This is a genomic window from Novosphingobium sp., from assembly GCF_030696665.1.
Lineage (GTDB): Bacteria > Pseudomonadota > Alphaproteobacteria > Sphingomonadales > Sphingomonadaceae > Novosphingobium.
Genome location: NZ_JAUYRV010000043.1, coordinates 41,555 through 55,279, shown reverse-complemented (window position 1 = coordinate 55,279; position 13,725 = coordinate 41,555). Strand labels below are relative to the sequence as shown.

Genomic DNA, 13,725 nt, shown 5'->3' with positions numbered 1-13,725 from the left:
TCTTGGAGACCCCCTTCCGCCCCGACTCCTTCCGCCGGGTGGGGTGGCATCGCAGCCACCGGTCGATCGTCAGCAAGACGATCGAAAGGAACATGATGTTAAATTACATACATATTTCCTTTCTGCGCCGTCACGGCGCTCATGCGCAGCAATTGCGTTTGCGCCAGACAAGATAGCCAAAGTCCTCACCCTTGACGGGATAGCTCTTGCCGGTCTCAGGGTTGATCGTCGTCGCACCGATGGGGGCGCAGGCGTAGCGCCCCTTCACCGTCGCGGTGGGATTGGTCATTTGCAAGCGGTACTGCTGCTTGCGCATGACCGGCATCAGGTATTTCGAGCACAAGGCTTTGGAGCCCATCGTGCCCCAGGCAAGCCCGCTGCGATGCATCTTGTAAAGCATTCGCGTGGCAACCAGGCGCGAGGCCTGAACCGGGGTCACATGCGCGGCGACGTGACCGTTGAGCGGGTACATGCTGCCATTGCAGCCCGCGCACCAGAACAATTGGTCGATCGGCAGCTTTGCGGTCGACGCCACGCAGTCGGCTGCGCAGGCTGCCATCGCGGCAGGATTGGCGAACAGGGCGACTTCGGGATTGAGGATCGAGGTCAGCGCCGAATCCTGCCAGAGCGGGTCGAGTTCGGTGACATAGGCGATGTCGAATGTCGTCTGCTCGAAGCACAGGAAATCGGTCAGGATCTCCATCCAGTAGAGCAGCGGGTAGATGTAGTAGTGCGCTTGCCACTGCGAACTGTTCTGCGCCTTGCCGCCGACCTGGCTCGCGCCCTGGACATGGCCACCGCCAATATCGAAGCCGGGATCGAGGCGGATGCCGCCAAGGTTCGGGAAGCACCATGGCTTGTTGGTGACATCGACGAGCCTTGCCGGCTCCCAGAAGCCGATCGAAATCCCGATGCGCGGAATCGGGCTGCCACAGGCGCATAGCGGAAACGAAGGATTCTTCGGGTCGGGGCGCGAGCCTTTCCAGATGGCCAGGCCGCCGACCGAAAGCGGGAACAAGCAGGACCAGCAAACGTCGGTGATCGGATTGACGAAGCTGCCATGGCACGGCGCACCTGCCGCCTTGGCCGGCGTCACGCTCGCACCGAGGAGCAACAGTGCAAGCAGGACTGCGCACAGGCTCCGGATCATAACACGGCCTTGTGTGGGGAAGGCCCCTCGCCGATGGGTATCTCGCAAATCCTGAGCTGCTGATCGGCCGCCGTTACGACCGCAGGCGTGTGACGGATGCCGAAGCGGGCAACCAGCGCACCACGCTGGTCGAACCAGAAGCGGCGCTTGAAGGGTTTCATCGCATCGAAGGGCGAGCCGGCCACGAAAATGATCTTGGCTTCGCCCGGCTTCCAGTGACGCGTGGCCCAGGCGAGCTCCGACATCCGGCGACCATCGACGAAGACCAGCGCACTTGGCATCGGGACAAGTGCCAGCGGATTGACCCGAGTGCCCTTAGCGGCAATGCGCTCGCCGTGGGCACCGAACACATCCTGCTGTAGAACGACTGAGGGGTCGAACAGCCATTCGCGGCGGTCTTGCGCGGGGCTCAGGCCCGCCACCTGCGCGGGGCGACGAATGCTGGCAACTGCTGTTTGCTGCATTCTGGCCTGCAACTGCGTAATGCCACCTGTGGCTGCGAGGGTCTGCAACCGCGCCGCAATGACGGTAAGCATGTCGGGCTCGATGATGGGGAAGGTCTCGCCCATCTTGCCATGATCGATCGCCGATACGGGAGCGGACGCAGAGACAATGCCCACCCCGACAATGCCCGCCCCGACAATGCCCGCCCCGACAAGGGCCACGCCGACAAGGGCCACGCTGACAATGCTCACGCTGACAAGGGCCGCACCAAAACGGACCGAAACGTTGCTCGTCCAGCGCGTCATAATGCCGCATCGCCCGAGCCAATGATCTGTCGCTTACAGACAAAGCCGATCTCGGCGTAGCGGCTGTCAAAGCCATCCTTGTGTGCGGTACCTGCATAATAGCAGCCTTGGGGCACTTTACCGGTAGGGCCTGGGGTCAGCGTTTCGCCGCGCGTTGTGTGGGCCTTGAGCTGCGCGACTGGTGCGCCGTTGATGAAAACGGTCTGCCCATGCCGTGCAATGAGGTCACCAGGCATGCCAAGCGCGCGCTTGGCAAAGGTTGCACCTCGTTGTCCGAAATGCGCGCGGATCAAAGAAGTGTCCGGTGGTGCGAAGACGACCAGATCGCCGCGCCGGGGCATGCGGCCCCTGTCGATGAAGAAGGCCCATTCGGGCATTGATTGGGTGGTGTTGATCAGGATCGCATGATCGTCGCGCCAGTCTGCAACGACCGAGCCTGTCGTCAGCGTGAGGCCAACGACACCGATAGCGAGCCAGCGCCGCTTCGCACAGGCGCGCTCAGCGGCTTCGGGCATGACCAGCCTCGCCCTCGGCCCCGCCGACGCTTCGGGCCCCAGTTGCCACGGCACCTGGGGCCATGGCCCGGCGCATCGCCTCCAGGACATTGCTCTTGGTGGTGGTGTTTGAGCCCGGCGCCGGGATCCTTGCATAGACTTCCCGGCGCACTGCCATCGTCACATCGGGAACGTCACCGGCCAGCACGGCCTCGCCCACCAGCACGACCTGCCCGCGTGCACCCCGCGCTTCGAGATTGCGCTGTACGGCGCCCATGAACGCTTTCGTCTCGGCGGTCACCCTGTCAGGCGGTGTCTGCGATCTTGCCTGCGCTGTCACGTATTCGCCGATGATCGAGGACAATTGCACCCGCACCATTGTGGGCATCGCAGGGGCGCTGAGCACTTCATGGGTAACCCAGGCACCCCACAGACCGGCAGCGACCGTTGCCCCGATTAGTCCGGCAATTTTCCAGTCCACCGAATGCCCCCCTGGGCTCGTGGCACGTGCCTTGGGAGGTGGCGGCGGGGCGTCTGTTTCAAACAGTGGTCCGGGGCTGACCTCCACGCGCGAGCGACGGTCATCCATGGGGCGTCTCGTGAGAAGGTGATTGCGCACAGATCGAATGCCACCGCGGTAATGATCCAGCGCGCAGCACTGCCACACCAAGAAACAGGACTGTGCTCGCGCTCCAGAACTGGTGGTGGAGATGCGCCTGGCGCGCGGCATCTGCTGTAAGATAGCGGCTCGCAAAATTGTCGAGGTGCAGCAGGGTCCCGGTCAAGGTGAACTGGCCAAGTACGACGAATAGCGTGAGCCAGACGGCACCGGTGCAGCAGATGTTCACGACCAACCATCCGGCGAGGCAAAGGCCCGTGTGGCAAGCGTTCTGGACCTTCGCGGCAGATGGCACGAGGCGCAACCGGAGAATCTGGCGGGTCATTCGGCCCCCTCCGCCGCCCGTGACGGTTCGACCAGATCCGCAAAAGCAATGCGCTCGATTGCATCGGCCAGCGGCACGCCTTGCCCGACCAGCGCCTCGATCGCTGAGAATACTCTTGGGCTCGAGGAGTAGAGCGTTGCCGAATAGGGATCGAGTACGAGGCGTCCAACCACCAGAGTCTCGGGCCCCTTGATGAGAACATCGGAATACTCGGTGCCATTGCGCTTGAGCGACCGGATCAGCGCTTCGGTGTGCCGGTCCATTTCGAAACGCTGGTGGCGAGCAAGGTCATTGACCGTCTCGTCTTTCTGCTGGAGCACCACCGACCAATCGCTGTTTTCGAGCGCTGCCAGCGAGCCCTCGGACTTGTAGAAGTCGTTCAAGGACTGTGTTGCGGTCACCAGTGCTCCGCCATATTTGCGGCAGGTGCGCGCATAAGTCTCGATCGCCTGGCCCATCTGTCCGCCGCCAAGCAATTGCCAGGCCTCGTCAATCATCGTCAGCTTGGGAATCGATCGGTCGAGATCGCGCATGACGCGCAAGGTCAGAAACATCAGCGCCGTTAGCGCAACTGAGCGCAGTTCGGGCTTGGATGACAGGTCGGAAAGCTCAAAGACAGTGAGGTCCGCCGCAAGGTCGATCGAACAAGGTCCGATAAAAAACCGCCCGTAAGTGCCGCCCGACAGGAACGGCGACATCGCATCCGCGAGATCCGCCGCGTAGGGAGAGGGCATTGCGCGCAATGCAGTGGCGATGGCGTCGATCGAGCCTTCGCGCTTGTGCTCGCTCCACACCCTACTGACCGCTGAGTCGATTAAACCTCGGTCTGTATCGGACAAGCGGTCCTGCTGGCGCGCCATCTGCCCGACGATGGCCTTGAGCATGGCAAGGCACTCGACCTCGTAGTCCTCGCCATCGGCCTTGCTGTCGAGCGCATCGGCGTCGATCATGTCGAAGGGGTTCAGCGAAAAGCCCGACGACAGGCGGAACTCGACGAAGGTGCCACCAAAGGCCCTGGCCATGTGCTCGAAGGAGCGCCCGTCGTCGATCACGATGACCTTGGCGCCAGCGCCTGCCAGCGCTGCGCAGACATCCTGGAGAAAGACCGACTTGCCTGAGCCGGACTTACCGAAGACCGCGACATTGTGATTGCCGGCGGCGTTCTGAAACGGCGACCAGAAGAAGGGTTGCCCGCGCCGTCCCACAAGCAGCATGTGCGGGATGGGTCCTCCTGCGTGCTCACCCTGCAGCGGCGCGATTGCCGCTGCCGTATTGCTCAGCATCGTACGCAGGCGCTTCATTCGTCGGAGGTCGCCTGACAGGCCGTTGGGAAGCGTGAGCGGCATGGCGGCCAAGAGGCCCATGACCTGCAGGTAGCGCTCCTCGACCAGGTCCCAGCCTGCCGCCTTGTAGACCGACTTGACGAGGCGCTCGTTGGCATCGCCCTTGCCGAGCGGGGACAGTGCGCCGACGCCATAGTAGGCTTGGACGAGTTTGCGCCCTTCGCGCAGTTGGGCCTGGACGTGCTGCCATTCGTCGCGCTGCTGCGCGAGCTGTGGCAGAAAGCGAGCGGAGCGCGATTCGGCAAGGCTGGTGGTACGCAGCACTTTGTACCCTGCCCGCGATGCCGTCGCTTCCTCGTCGGACAGCACGAAGCCCAGAACCGTAAGCACGTTGCAGGCAAAGCGCAGCTTGTCGTTGAGCACGTCACCAATGAGCTTCTGGACGTCCCACGGCGCCCATTGCCGCGGCATCTGCCGAACCGAGAAGAAGCGCCAGTCGAAGGCGTCCGGTTCGATCGCCGATGGCATTATCGGGCCGCCGGACGGCGCAATCGCGCAGCTGTGGCGGTGGACTTTGAGCACGATACGATCAGGCGACACTTCGCTGACGAGATCGCGCCGCACGCATTGCTCGTGGATCGGATCGAGCGGCGAATAGAGGTCGGCGTTTTCGGCATTGTCGATGCCCGGAGCAAGCAGATCGCTCAGGAAGGCGATCAATTCCGCAGGCGCAATTTCGCGATACGGGACGCTCAGCGCCTGCAAAGTTCCGCCAAGGCTTTCGCGGGTCGCCGCAAGTTCTGACGCGGTGAGTGACGAGCCCAGTGAGGCTCCGATGCTGACCAGTACGCGGTGCTGGCGCAGGCAGAAGGGCGCATCGCGCGATAGCGAGGCCCATGCTGCCTGCCGCAGGTAACGCGCCCGGTGCTGTGCAGCGCGGCCATAGACACCTTTGGCGAGCACCCTTGGCATGACCCAGTCGGCAATGCGCACGCCTGCCGCAGGACTTTGCCAATGGATGATCTGCACTTCGCAGCCTGCCGGCACGCCATCGGACAGGAACTGCGTAAGAATGTCGCCGGTGCGCTCGTCAGCGCCAACCATAGGCGCAAGCTCGAGAATGAAGCCCATGCTCGCCGTATTGATAAACAGCCGGGTCTCGGGGTCATAACTGCGATAGGGGAGCCAGTCTGAAAGCATCGGCACACCCGCTTGTGGCGGTGCCTTGTCAGTCCGGGCCGCGTCGCCGAAAACGACATCGAGAAAACGGTTCCAGATGCTGGTGGACATTGCGCTCACTCCCCGGCCGGACCGGAAAAGGCGGAAGGCGTAGTTGCGGTCACCGGCAGTTTGGGCGCCGCGGAAACTGGCGCAGCGCGTTCTGTCCTGTCTTCAGGAGGTGAATGCGGTGAAATCGGTTGGAGCGATCCATCTGCGGGTGCCGGCGCAGTGTGCTGAGTGCGCCTTGGCGTACCTGCGAGGCGCTCTGCGACCTGGGCGCGGATGGCGTCGATTGTGAGAGGGCTGCTCTGCGTTGGAGATTGGGGGCTTGCTGATGTTGCTGGCTGCTCTTGTGAGGACGCGCCGATCGTTTTGTCTGATATGGACGTTTCGGGAAGGTGAGGTGCCTGAGGGACGGGTAAAGCCTCTCCATCACCGGCGTCATATCCAACCGGGGGCGCCAGCGAACCGTTCGTCAGCTCGATCCAGCCACCTTGATCGACGACAGTGTGGACCACGCGGGCTTCATGCAGGTTGCCTGCATCATCGATGAAGGCCGGGAATACCAGTCGCAACGTCCGAGCATCGCGGTGGGCCAAAGTATCGCTGACTCGGGCGAATTTGGCGGCACGGTTATCACCCGGTTTCCCACGTTCGGCCCGGCTCCCGACTGCGTTTGCCTTGACTTCACGCCGGACGACCAGGCGATGTGACACTGGACTTTGAGGCTGGGCGCTTTCGATCAAGGCCAGTGCCTGGTCGTCGATCAGCGTGGATGGGGCGCAAGTCCCTCCGGGCGCACTGCACACGAAGCTCCCCTTGACGTTGTCGCCAAGCAGTACGCCGCAGGACGACAATGCCGCGCTGGACAGGAGGGCAAGCACGGCACGGGCACGGCCACTGATTTTGCCAATAGCACGCCGCGGCAGGCTCACGATTGGCCTCCCTTGATCCAGGTCTCGAGAAATGCGCGCGGACGGTAGCCCTCGATCACCGCACCGTCGCTGCGGACAATGACCGGGGTTCCGGCAATGCCCTGTTCGCGCGCAAAGTGCTCGTTGGCATCGAGCGCCGAGGTATCGCACGGCGTGGATCGCTCGATCGCCAAGCCTGCATAGGCAGCCTTGACTGCGCGAGCACGGTCGCGCGCGCAAAACACCTGGTTGGCGAGCGCGCGGCTCCCGAGAATCGAGATCGGTCGCTCTATGACCCGAACGTTCATCGCTTCGAGCGTTTGCGACAGGGCGCGACAGTACCCGCAGCGAAAATCACTGAAGACCGTGACGGTCAGGCCTGCAGGGTTGCCCCAGACAATGCCGCCAGCGGCGGGCAGTCCGGCAAGGGACATTGTCCGGGGGGCCCCGTTCGCGGCCGGGGTGGACGCGCCGCGTTCGGGAAGCGTTTCATTTGGTGCAGAGCCACTTTCACGCTCACTGGCCCTGGCGGCTGCGGCCCCGAGAAGGAGATCCGGGTTCACTTCCAGGAGCCGCGCTGCGGTCAGGTCTCGGCGCGTCTTCATGTCGTAGACCCTCCCGACCAGGAGATAACGGCCAGAGCGGTCGACGTAGAACAGCTGCGATCCCGCGGTGACCTCGCACAGCCCGTCGACGAGCGTGCAGTTGATCTTGGTGACGGGTGTGCGCGGCAGCGTTTGTGCGAGAATGCGCGCGACGGTCTTCTCGATTTCTGCAGATTGTTGCGCGCCTGGCGAACCGGCCTCGGCCCAAACCAGCGAAGTGCCGCTTCCGACAAGGATCGCTGCGAGCGGCAGCAGGATCTTGCCTGTTGGCACAGCGAGTTGGCCAAGTGCAATCTTGGTGTTGCGGATAGAGTACACAGCTGCGGTCTCCTCAGCCCTGGATGAAAACGCCTTCGAGAAATACGATTTCGACATCGATGCCGGTCGGCATTTCGATCACGGGCTGGTACTGCTCGGCGCGCTCGATGAGGTATTTCGAGACCATGTCGCCCGAGGTCGCGACGCCCTCGCCAACGCCGCCCTGGAGGATATCTCCCGTTCCCAGCTTCTGACGCTCGCCATTGACGTTGACCGTGCTGCCGGTGAGCAACGACGTGCTGTTGGCGGCAAAGCCTCGGCCAAAGCCGCCAGCCAGCCCGGCAAGGAAAGCCTGGCCGACAAGCGCGCCCTCGCGGCTCACCACACGGCCGCGCACGCCGGTCTTGCCGCCGAACGCGATGAAACCCTTGACGTCCGACACCGCGTAGCGACCGCCTTTCTGCGGGCATGTCATGCGCTGGAGCTTGACGTAAACCTTTTCCGAAGAGAGATCGCCGCGTGCAGCTCCGTTGACAAGGCAGCCGCTGATCTCGGTCTTGAGCAGATGTCCCCGGTCGTAGACCGAGCGCGCCGGGCCGGTGATACGCAGAACGACGGGCAGGGGATCGGTTTCGCTACGCACGCCGGCATTGGCATCGACGCCGACAATGACCCGCGCCACCGCGATCGAATTGGGCGGCAGATAGTTCGCACTGTCGGTGTAGACGGTGTTGCTCTTCGGTACCGGAGATCCGGTTCCAGCAGACCCCTCTCCGAACGAGACCAGACTGACCTCGCTTTTGCGCTGCGACCCGAACCCGGCGGCCGCTACGGCTGCCTCGCCCGCTGGCGTCGAGCCACCCTGGGCAAGCGATGGAGCGCCCGGGCCGTATAGGCCTGTCGGAGATGCGGACGCAGCTATCGGCGACTGCCGCGCGGCGTTTAGCGCGGCACGCAGCTGGTCGTTCTCGGCCTGGTAGGCAGACAGGATCCGCTGCGTATCGGTTGAGACGCCTGCACCACTGGTTTCCCCTGCGCTGCCCGCAAGCTGCTGTTCGAGCTGATCTGCGCGCTCGGCGCGGGCACCAAGTGTCCGCAGTTCGGTCTCAATCCCTGCAATCTGCGCCTCGGATTGCGCCCGCCACTCCTTCTCGGCCATGTTGCTGTTGACCATCTCGTCAACCGAGACGCCAGAGGCGAGCGCATGTGGTGACGCACTGCTCGAGGGGTCCTCGCCCGAAAATATGTACAGCGATCCTGCCACCAGCGCGAACAGACCGACACCTGCAAAGCGCAGTGCTTGCTTGCGCCGCTCTGCCTCGTTAATCGCGATGGCATCGCCGAGCGGCGGAACATCGCCTTGCGGCCTATCAACAGCTGCAGGGCCATCGAGGGCGTGCTGCTTCTTTCGGAAAAGGTCGGTGAGCTTCATCATCGCGCGCCCGCTTTCTGGATGAGGTACACAGCCGAACTCGTGTTCGGCGCGAGTTCGGTCACCGGAGCCATGAAAGCGACCGCGCCGCGCGCTGACAGGACCTGCTCGTCAAGCGTGATAGGTTCGCGCGATGTGTTGCGCACGCGCAGGACCAGACCGCGCAGGTCCTTTCCGTGGTATTGCCCAATCTGCTGGACTTCGAGCTTGCCGATCCGCACTGGCGCGAGCACAGCCGCCACCTGTTCGAAGCTTTCTATCGCCTCGCCGCGGTACATTGCCCGGATAAGCCGGATCGCCGTCTCGTCCGGGGATAAGGGCCGCAGGGTCTGCCGCGCTACTTCCGCCTGGATCGCGTTATTGGCGACGAAGATCTGCTCGGCCTCTTCGCCCCTCACTTCGCAGACGAACTTGTAGACAAAGCCCTTGCGGGTCGTTCCAAAGAACGAAAGCCTGGATTTCTGATAGCCGTCGGGGACGGAGAGGTAGATGTCGCCGCGATTGGGCTCGTTGACTATTTTGACATCCTCGTCGGCATTGCCTGTCGAGATCTTTGAGACAGAAGCAAACTGGTCGCTCTCGAGGCTGATCCGCGTGAGGTCTTTGGCCGAGGCTACACAGCCAACCGTGCCATTGTCTGCGGCGAGCACAGTCTGGTCGGCACAGGCCGGGCTTGCCATCATGCACGTGCCGATGGACAGCACGGCGAGACACCGCGCACGAATTGCCGGCCCGGACTGGGACATTTGCATCCAGTCTTTGGGCGCCAGGGTGAATTTGGCAGGCGTGCGCATCATGCTTCCTCACCGTGCTGCTGGGCAGGTTGCACTTGCCCGAAAGCAACCAGGCGCAGCGAAACGCCGCTGTAGCTCCAGACGAACCGGAACGTCCGTGCCTCCGCGCTGACTTCCTTGGAACCGACCACGGTGTGCAAGGTGCCATTGACCTCGCTGGTGAGCGCGGCAGGATCGACGGTAAGCCGCTCCATCGTGAAATACTGCGACACGCTCGTGCCGCTCTGGTCGGCGACGACCTTGAGCAGTTCCGCTTTCATCCGCCCATGGGCCTTGGGGTCGGCCAGCGCCAGCACGGCGTCCATCCAGTACGTGAGATTGGACGGAGAGCGATTGAGCATGAGCAAGGCAGCGTCGCGGGTCACCAGTTCGAGGTAATCGCGGTTGACCTTGCCGGAGGTGATCGTCAGCGGTCGTGGCAGGACAGGCTGGAGGACAATCTCGCGGCTCTGTCCGGCAGCTGCAAAGGCGAGGAACAGCGAAGCTGCAAATAGGCCGAGCGAGCTCGCGGCAAGGAGATTGCGCTGCTTGAGCAGACGTTGCGACTGCTGGTGGGTGATCGCGAGATCCATGGTCGCTGCCTCATCCTGCCATGATGCGTAGATGCGAGGGTGGCGTTGCCTTAAGGCCGGTGAAGGCGCCCGGCAGATGCCAGTAGGCCGTGTGAACAATCCAGCATACCGCCCTTCCCGCCTTCAACTTGCGCAATCCCCACCAGGCCAGCACGCTCATCATGAGCCCGATCAGAATATGTTGAGACAAGATCCCCCAGGCGAACGGAACGAGGAGGCCCAGGAACTCGTCGAGAGTCCAAAAGCCGATGAGTTCCGGATCGTCGAGGTGCTGAGGCACGGTGTATCTTTGCATGGTCACGTCGCCACCCTCGGGCTGCTGCTTTTCCAATCCCTCAGGGGGATCTTCCTGAAGCAGCCGATGCAAATTCAGATGGTTGCGGTGATCGCAGCAGTGACGATCGGAACCCCGGTGCCAACACCGACACCAACGCCGACCGGAATGGCGATCTGGGCCAGACTGAACCGCCCTGCTGCCAGGCCAACGACACCACCGGCCAAGCTGAGTACCGTAATGATCTTGCCGCCCGACCCTTGCAGGAACCCAGTGAACTTGAGGAGCGCTGTGTTGAAAGTCTGGTCGTTACCAGCCATCGCCATCTCGCTTCCCAGCCCTGCGGCAATGGCAAGGACTGCCATGCTCTGGAGGAGGACTGTGCTCTTTCCTTTCCAACTGCTTGTCATTGGTTTTGGCTCCATTCGTCAAAGCTGCCGCGTCAATCGCGGGCCAATTCAAGGAGCGGTCTTGCGCGGTGTGGGGCAACCGAGCTGCAGCCGGGTGCCCGAAGAATTCCTCAAAAATGGGCGCGTGATAACCACCATGTAAATCTGTACGGAATGAAGCTTCCGCCTCGCGGATTTTGCTTTCCCGCTTTGGGGGTTCCGTTGCCCCGATTACGGCGCTTCGATACTTCGAATCGGAGCATCTCTACAGCGTTTCGTGGTGAACTGCCTTGGCGCTTTACAGGTTAGACTTCGGCATCAATTCAAGTGGATAGGCCGATTATAATGTTGACGGGCCAAGGCCGGGCATGCTCGCATGCAGCAAAAGGGGAACGCTTCGATGCTGCATGGGGCTATTTCACCAGAGACGGTTTTCAATCCGCTCATCGTCGCGCGCAATGCCAACCCGTGCGCATCAGAAATCCGGATCGATGACGAGCAGACCCGGTATAAGCGCCTGATCAATTGTGAGCTTGCACGTCAGGCCGTTCCGCTCGCGCATATGGCAGACCGGCTCGGTATGCTGCGGACAAAACTGCATAAGATCCTCCGGCAAGGGGCGCACCTGAGCGATAACCTCCGTGCACGGTTGTTTGAGCAGTTGGGAATCGATCATACGCGCGCAACGATTGCGGTCTCAATGCTGCAAAGCGCAGCAGCGTATCATGAACAGGCGGTCTTCCTGGCAGCTGAAGGTCTGAAAGGTCTCTACTGCGAAGCTGCATCGGGCAGACAGGGCGAGATCCAGGTCGATCTGCGCCCTGTCATCATTCATACGGCGGTAGGCAAAACCTACGGGATGTTGTTGACGCATCAGGAACGGGTGCTTGAAGCGAGCCGTACCTTGCTCAGCTGATGCAGGGCACAGCTTCTACCCGGTGCCGCCGGACCATCGTGGGTTCATCGTTGAGTTTGTGACGAAGGCTTGGTGGGAGTTGCTGTTCGCCAATTCTAAAAGTGGCTTTTAGACTATCCTTCAAATGCGTCGATCCGAATGCGAACGGCATGGGCACCCGACGTCGCTCCGATCTTTCCCATCATCTTCATACGGTGGATTTCAACGGTTCTGGGACTGATCCCAAGATCCCGCGCCATTGCCTTGTTGGACAAGCCGGTAGCCAGAAGGTCGAGCACTTGGCGCTCACGGTCCGAAAGTCTGGCCAGAGCCGATCTGGCCGCGGCTTGCCGGCCGCGAAATGCAGATACGGACATGGCCTCCTTGGCGCATTCGTTAAGTTTGGCGATCATCGTCCCGGTGCAAACCGGACCGACAAAGTAATCCATTGCTCCGGCCTTCATGCCTGCAACTATCCGGCTGGCATCAACTTCAGCGCCAAATCCGATGACCGGCAGCCACGAAGCGTTCCTTGTCAGTGCTTGGCAGACTGCCGATGCTCCAAGTTTGCCGGATTCATGGACAAGCACGATCCCACCAGTTGGGCGGTGTGCAACCAGTTCTTCGGCATCGTTGTAAACTTCGGCGTGATGACCGGCTGCAAAGATCATACGGGCCATCGCTGCCCTCTGCTGGGCTTCGTCGGCAACGACGTGAACGGTATGACGCGCCGACGACGCTGAGGGCGATGACGCGGTGTCACTAAATTCTGCGACAGTGTCTCGAAATCCGAAAGCGTCCGCGAGGCCCTGCTGTTCGAAATCAGAGTAGCCAGACCGATCTTCAAGCAACATATGGAAACCCCCGTTTTTGGTGACACTAAGTGCGTCGACTTACGAAACCTCCCACATTGGCATTAACCATAACGCGCTGAAACCACGGCAAAGTCTACTAAGTTCTTTTACCTACCTAGCTGTCCAAAACGCCCAGCTTGCCTGCGTCAGCAGAAAAACCTCGCCATTTTGGCAGCGATTCTCGAGGTAGAAAGGACAATGTTGAGTAGCGCTAAGACCCGCCACTTCCCCTCGTTTTGACGTTCTGGCTGTTGATCACACCGGCGCTGTGCGATGCCTCATGCCTCTGTGTTTCACAGACCAGCATAAGAAGCCCATGGTTCACGGCATGCCGCAACCCCGTATCGCGCCAGAGGTAGAACCAGCGTCGCACCGTCGAAACTGGAGGAAAGCGCGGTGGGTAACATTCGCTACGGCAGCTCGCCTCGGCGCAGATCGAAGATGGCCTCGACAGTCCGGCGCATTTCCCACTTCGGTGGTCGGCCTGTCGAGGCTGGCGGGGAAGAAGGGGCTCGAAAATAGCCCACTGGGCATCGGTCAAATCTGTTGCCAAAGCCAGCCCGCTTTGCGCATGGAGCGTGCGAGCGGTATAGGTCCACATCTTTGCATCCAACGTAGTTTTTGGCGAACCCCCCTAAATCAACGACTAGGCTCACCGTCAAGCTAACCTGTTGATACCAATCAACTTAGTTCAGATCGGATTCTAAAGTGCCAACCAATTTTAGGCAGCTGCTGGCGCATTTACCGGCATCGTAAGCGTGGCAGTTGCCGCGTTGAACTCGGTCATTCGCGCTTCAGTTTGCGATTATCGATTCCTGCCCTTGGTTCATCACGCTTTTAGGAAGGGCGGGAGGACTTGGTCTGGGAAATAACGGCCATTCCCGCCTGACGGGTTCA

Annotated in this window: 16 protein-coding genes; 2 read left to right on the top strand and 14 right to left on the bottom strand. The window is 61.6% G+C overall.

Annotation, left to right across the window (positions count from 1 at the left end; all coding sequences use genetic code 11):
* Positions 1-139: 139 nt before the first annotated feature.
* The 6 genes from traU to traC form a co-directional block, all read right to left on the bottom strand.
* Positions 140-1,150: a conjugal transfer pilus assembly protein TraU gene (traU, locus tag Q8R81_RS12340; protein ID WP_305618238.1), complete on the bottom strand. Its 1,011-nt coding sequence runs from the start codon at positions 1,148-1,150 to the stop codon at positions 140-142.
* Positions 1,147-1,899, bottom strand: coding sequence for a type-F conjugative transfer system protein TraW (locus tag Q8R81_RS12335; RefSeq protein ID WP_305618236.1), 753 nt, complete (start codon positions 1,897-1,899; stop codon positions 1,147-1,149). Before Q8R81_RS12335 ends, traU begins: the two co-directional genes overlap by 4 nt.
* Positions 1,896-2,414 (bottom strand): S26 family signal peptidase, encoded by a 519-nt coding sequence (locus Q8R81_RS12330; RefSeq protein ID WP_305618234.1) that lies wholly within the window; start codon positions 2,412-2,414, stop codon positions 1,896-1,898. Before Q8R81_RS12330 ends, Q8R81_RS12335 begins: the two co-directional genes overlap by 4 nt.
* Positions 2,398-2,874, bottom strand: coding sequence for a TrbI F-type domain-containing protein (locus Q8R81_RS12325; protein ID WP_305618232.1), 477 nt, complete (start codon positions 2,872-2,874; stop codon positions 2,398-2,400). The genes Q8R81_RS12330 and Q8R81_RS12325 overlap by 17 nt, the downstream gene beginning before the upstream one ends.
* Positions 2,875-2,974: 100 nt before the next feature.
* Positions 2,975-3,337: a hypothetical protein gene (locus tag Q8R81_RS12320; RefSeq protein WP_305618230.1), complete on the bottom strand. Its 363-nt coding sequence runs from the start codon at positions 3,335-3,337 to the stop codon at positions 2,975-2,977.
* Complete coding sequence (gene traC, locus Q8R81_RS12315; protein WP_305618228.1) at positions 3,334-5,910, bottom strand: type IV secretion system protein TraC; 2,577 nt, start codon at positions 5,908-5,910, stop codon at positions 3,334-3,336. Before traC ends, Q8R81_RS12320 begins: the two co-directional genes overlap by 4 nt.
* Before the next feature lie 425 nt (positions 5,911-6,335).
* Between traC and Q8R81_RS12310 the strand changes: the two genes are divergently transcribed.
* Positions 6,336-6,554 carry a hypothetical protein gene (locus Q8R81_RS12310; protein ID WP_305618226.1) on the top strand — a complete coding sequence of 73 codons (219 nt, stop codon included), beginning with the start codon at positions 6,336-6,338 and terminating at the stop codon, positions 6,552-6,554.
* 218 nt (positions 6,555-6,772) lie between these two features.
* Here the strand turns inward: Q8R81_RS12310 and Q8R81_RS12305 are convergent, their stop codons facing one another.
* The 6 genes from Q8R81_RS12305 to Q8R81_RS12280 all read right to left on the bottom strand — a co-directional run bounded on the left by Q8R81_RS12305 (position 6,773) and on the right by Q8R81_RS12280 (position 11,055).
* Complete coding sequence (locus Q8R81_RS12305; RefSeq protein ID WP_305618224.1) at positions 6,773-7,735, bottom strand: DsbC family protein; 963 nt, start codon at positions 7,733-7,735, stop codon at positions 6,773-6,775.
* Complete coding sequence (locus Q8R81_RS12300; protein ID WP_305618222.1) at positions 7,692-9,050, bottom strand: TrbI/VirB10 family protein; 1,359 nt, start codon at positions 9,048-9,050, stop codon at positions 7,692-7,694. Before Q8R81_RS12300 ends, Q8R81_RS12305 begins: the two co-directional genes overlap by 44 nt.
* The gene (locus tag Q8R81_RS12295; RefSeq protein WP_305618220.1) at positions 9,050-9,844 is read right to left on the bottom strand and encodes a type-F conjugative transfer system secretin TraK; all 795 of its coding nucleotides are present in this window, start codon (positions 9,842-9,844) and stop codon (positions 9,050-9,052) included. Before Q8R81_RS12295 ends, Q8R81_RS12300 begins: the two co-directional genes overlap by 1 nt.
* Complete coding sequence (locus Q8R81_RS12290) at positions 9,844-10,416, bottom strand: type IV conjugative transfer system protein TraE (protein ID WP_305618218.1); 573 nt, start codon at positions 10,414-10,416, stop codon at positions 9,844-9,846. The genes Q8R81_RS12295 and Q8R81_RS12290 overlap by 1 nt, the downstream gene beginning before the upstream one ends.
* A gap of 10 nt (positions 10,417-10,426) precedes the next feature.
* Positions 10,427-10,711, bottom strand: coding sequence for a type IV conjugative transfer system protein TraL (gene traL, locus Q8R81_RS12285; RefSeq protein WP_305618243.1), 285 nt, complete (start codon positions 10,709-10,711; stop codon positions 10,427-10,429).
* 74 nt (positions 10,712-10,785) lie between these two features.
* The gene (locus Q8R81_RS12280) at positions 10,786-11,055 is read right to left on the bottom strand and encodes a hypothetical protein (protein ID WP_371135363.1); all 270 of its coding nucleotides are present in this window, start codon (positions 11,053-11,055) and stop codon (positions 10,786-10,788) included.
* 400 nt (positions 11,056-11,455) lie between these two features.
* Here Q8R81_RS12280 and Q8R81_RS12275 point away from each other — a divergent pair, with 400 nt between their 5' ends.
* Positions 11,456-11,995: a hypothetical protein gene (locus Q8R81_RS12275; protein WP_305618215.1), complete on the top strand. Its 540-nt coding sequence runs from the start codon at positions 11,456-11,458 to the stop codon at positions 11,993-11,995.
* A gap of 113 nt (positions 11,996-12,108) precedes the next feature.
* Here the strand turns inward: Q8R81_RS12275 and Q8R81_RS12270 are convergent, their stop codons facing one another.
* Together Q8R81_RS12270 and Q8R81_RS12265 are read right to left on the bottom strand one after the other, a co-directional pair.
* Positions 12,109-12,828: a response regulator transcription factor gene (locus tag Q8R81_RS12270; RefSeq protein WP_305618213.1), complete on the bottom strand. Its 720-nt coding sequence runs from the start codon at positions 12,826-12,828 to the stop codon at positions 12,109-12,111.
* 211 nt (positions 12,829-13,039) lie between these two features.
* The gene (locus tag Q8R81_RS12265; protein ID WP_371135362.1) at positions 13,040-13,429 is read right to left on the bottom strand and encodes a transposase; all 390 of its coding nucleotides are present in this window, start codon (positions 13,427-13,429) and stop codon (positions 13,040-13,042) included.
* Between the last annotated feature and the right edge of the window lie 296 nt (positions 13,430-13,725).

Bases quoted from the DNA above. Each gene is read 5' to 3' on its own strand.
- Q8R81_RS12330 (WP_305618234.1), bottom strand. From the start codon at position 2,414: ATGCCCGAAGCCGCTGAGCGCGCCTGTGCGAAGCGGCGCTGGCTCGCT.
- traU (WP_305618238.1), bottom strand. From the start codon at position 1,150: ATGATCCGGAGCCTGTGCGCAGTCCTGCTTGCACTGTTGCTCCTCGGT.
- Q8R81_RS12295 (WP_305618220.1), bottom strand. From the start codon at position 9,844: ATGCGCACGCCTGCCAAATTCACCCTGGCGCCCAAAGACTGGATGCAA.
- traL (WP_305618243.1), bottom strand. From the start codon at position 10,711: ATGCAAAGATACACCGTGCCTCAGCACCTCGACGATCCGGAACTCATC.
- Q8R81_RS12270 (WP_305618213.1), bottom strand. From the start codon at position 12,828: ATGTTGCTTGAAGATCGGTCTGGCTACTCTGATTTCGAACAGCAGGGC.
- Q8R81_RS12305 (WP_305618224.1), bottom strand. From the start codon at position 7,735: ATGTCGAAATCGTATTTCTCGAAGGCGTTTTCATCCAGGGCTGAGGAG.
- Q8R81_RS12335 (WP_305618236.1), bottom strand. From the start codon at position 1,899: ATGACGCGCTGGACGAGCAACGTTTCGGTCCGTTTTGGTGCGGCCCTT.
- Q8R81_RS12265 (WP_371135362.1), bottom strand. From the start codon at position 13,429: ATGTGGACCTATACCGCTCGCACGCTCCATGCGCAAAGCGGGCTGGCT.
- Q8R81_RS12300 (WP_305618222.1), bottom strand. From the start codon at position 9,050: ATGAAGCTCACCGACCTTTTCCGAAAGAAGCAGCACGCCCTCGATGGC.
- Q8R81_RS12320 (WP_305618230.1), bottom strand. From the start codon at position 3,337: ATGACCCGCCAGATTCTCCGGTTGCGCCTCGTGCCATCTGCCGCGAAG.
- Q8R81_RS12275 (WP_305618215.1), top strand. From the start codon at position 11,456: ATGCAGCAAAAGGGGAACGCTTCGATGCTGCATGGGGCTATTTCACCA.
- traC (WP_305618228.1), bottom strand. From the start codon at position 5,910: ATGTCCACCAGCATCTGGAACCGTTTTCTCGATGTCGTTTTCGGCGAC.
- Q8R81_RS12280 (WP_371135363.1), bottom strand. From the start codon at position 11,055: ATGGCAGTCCTTGCCATTGCCGCAGGGCTGGGAAGCGAGATGGCGATG.
- Q8R81_RS12290 (WP_305618218.1), bottom strand. From the start codon at position 10,416: ATGGATCTCGCGATCACCCACCAGCAGTCGCAACGTCTGCTCAAGCAG.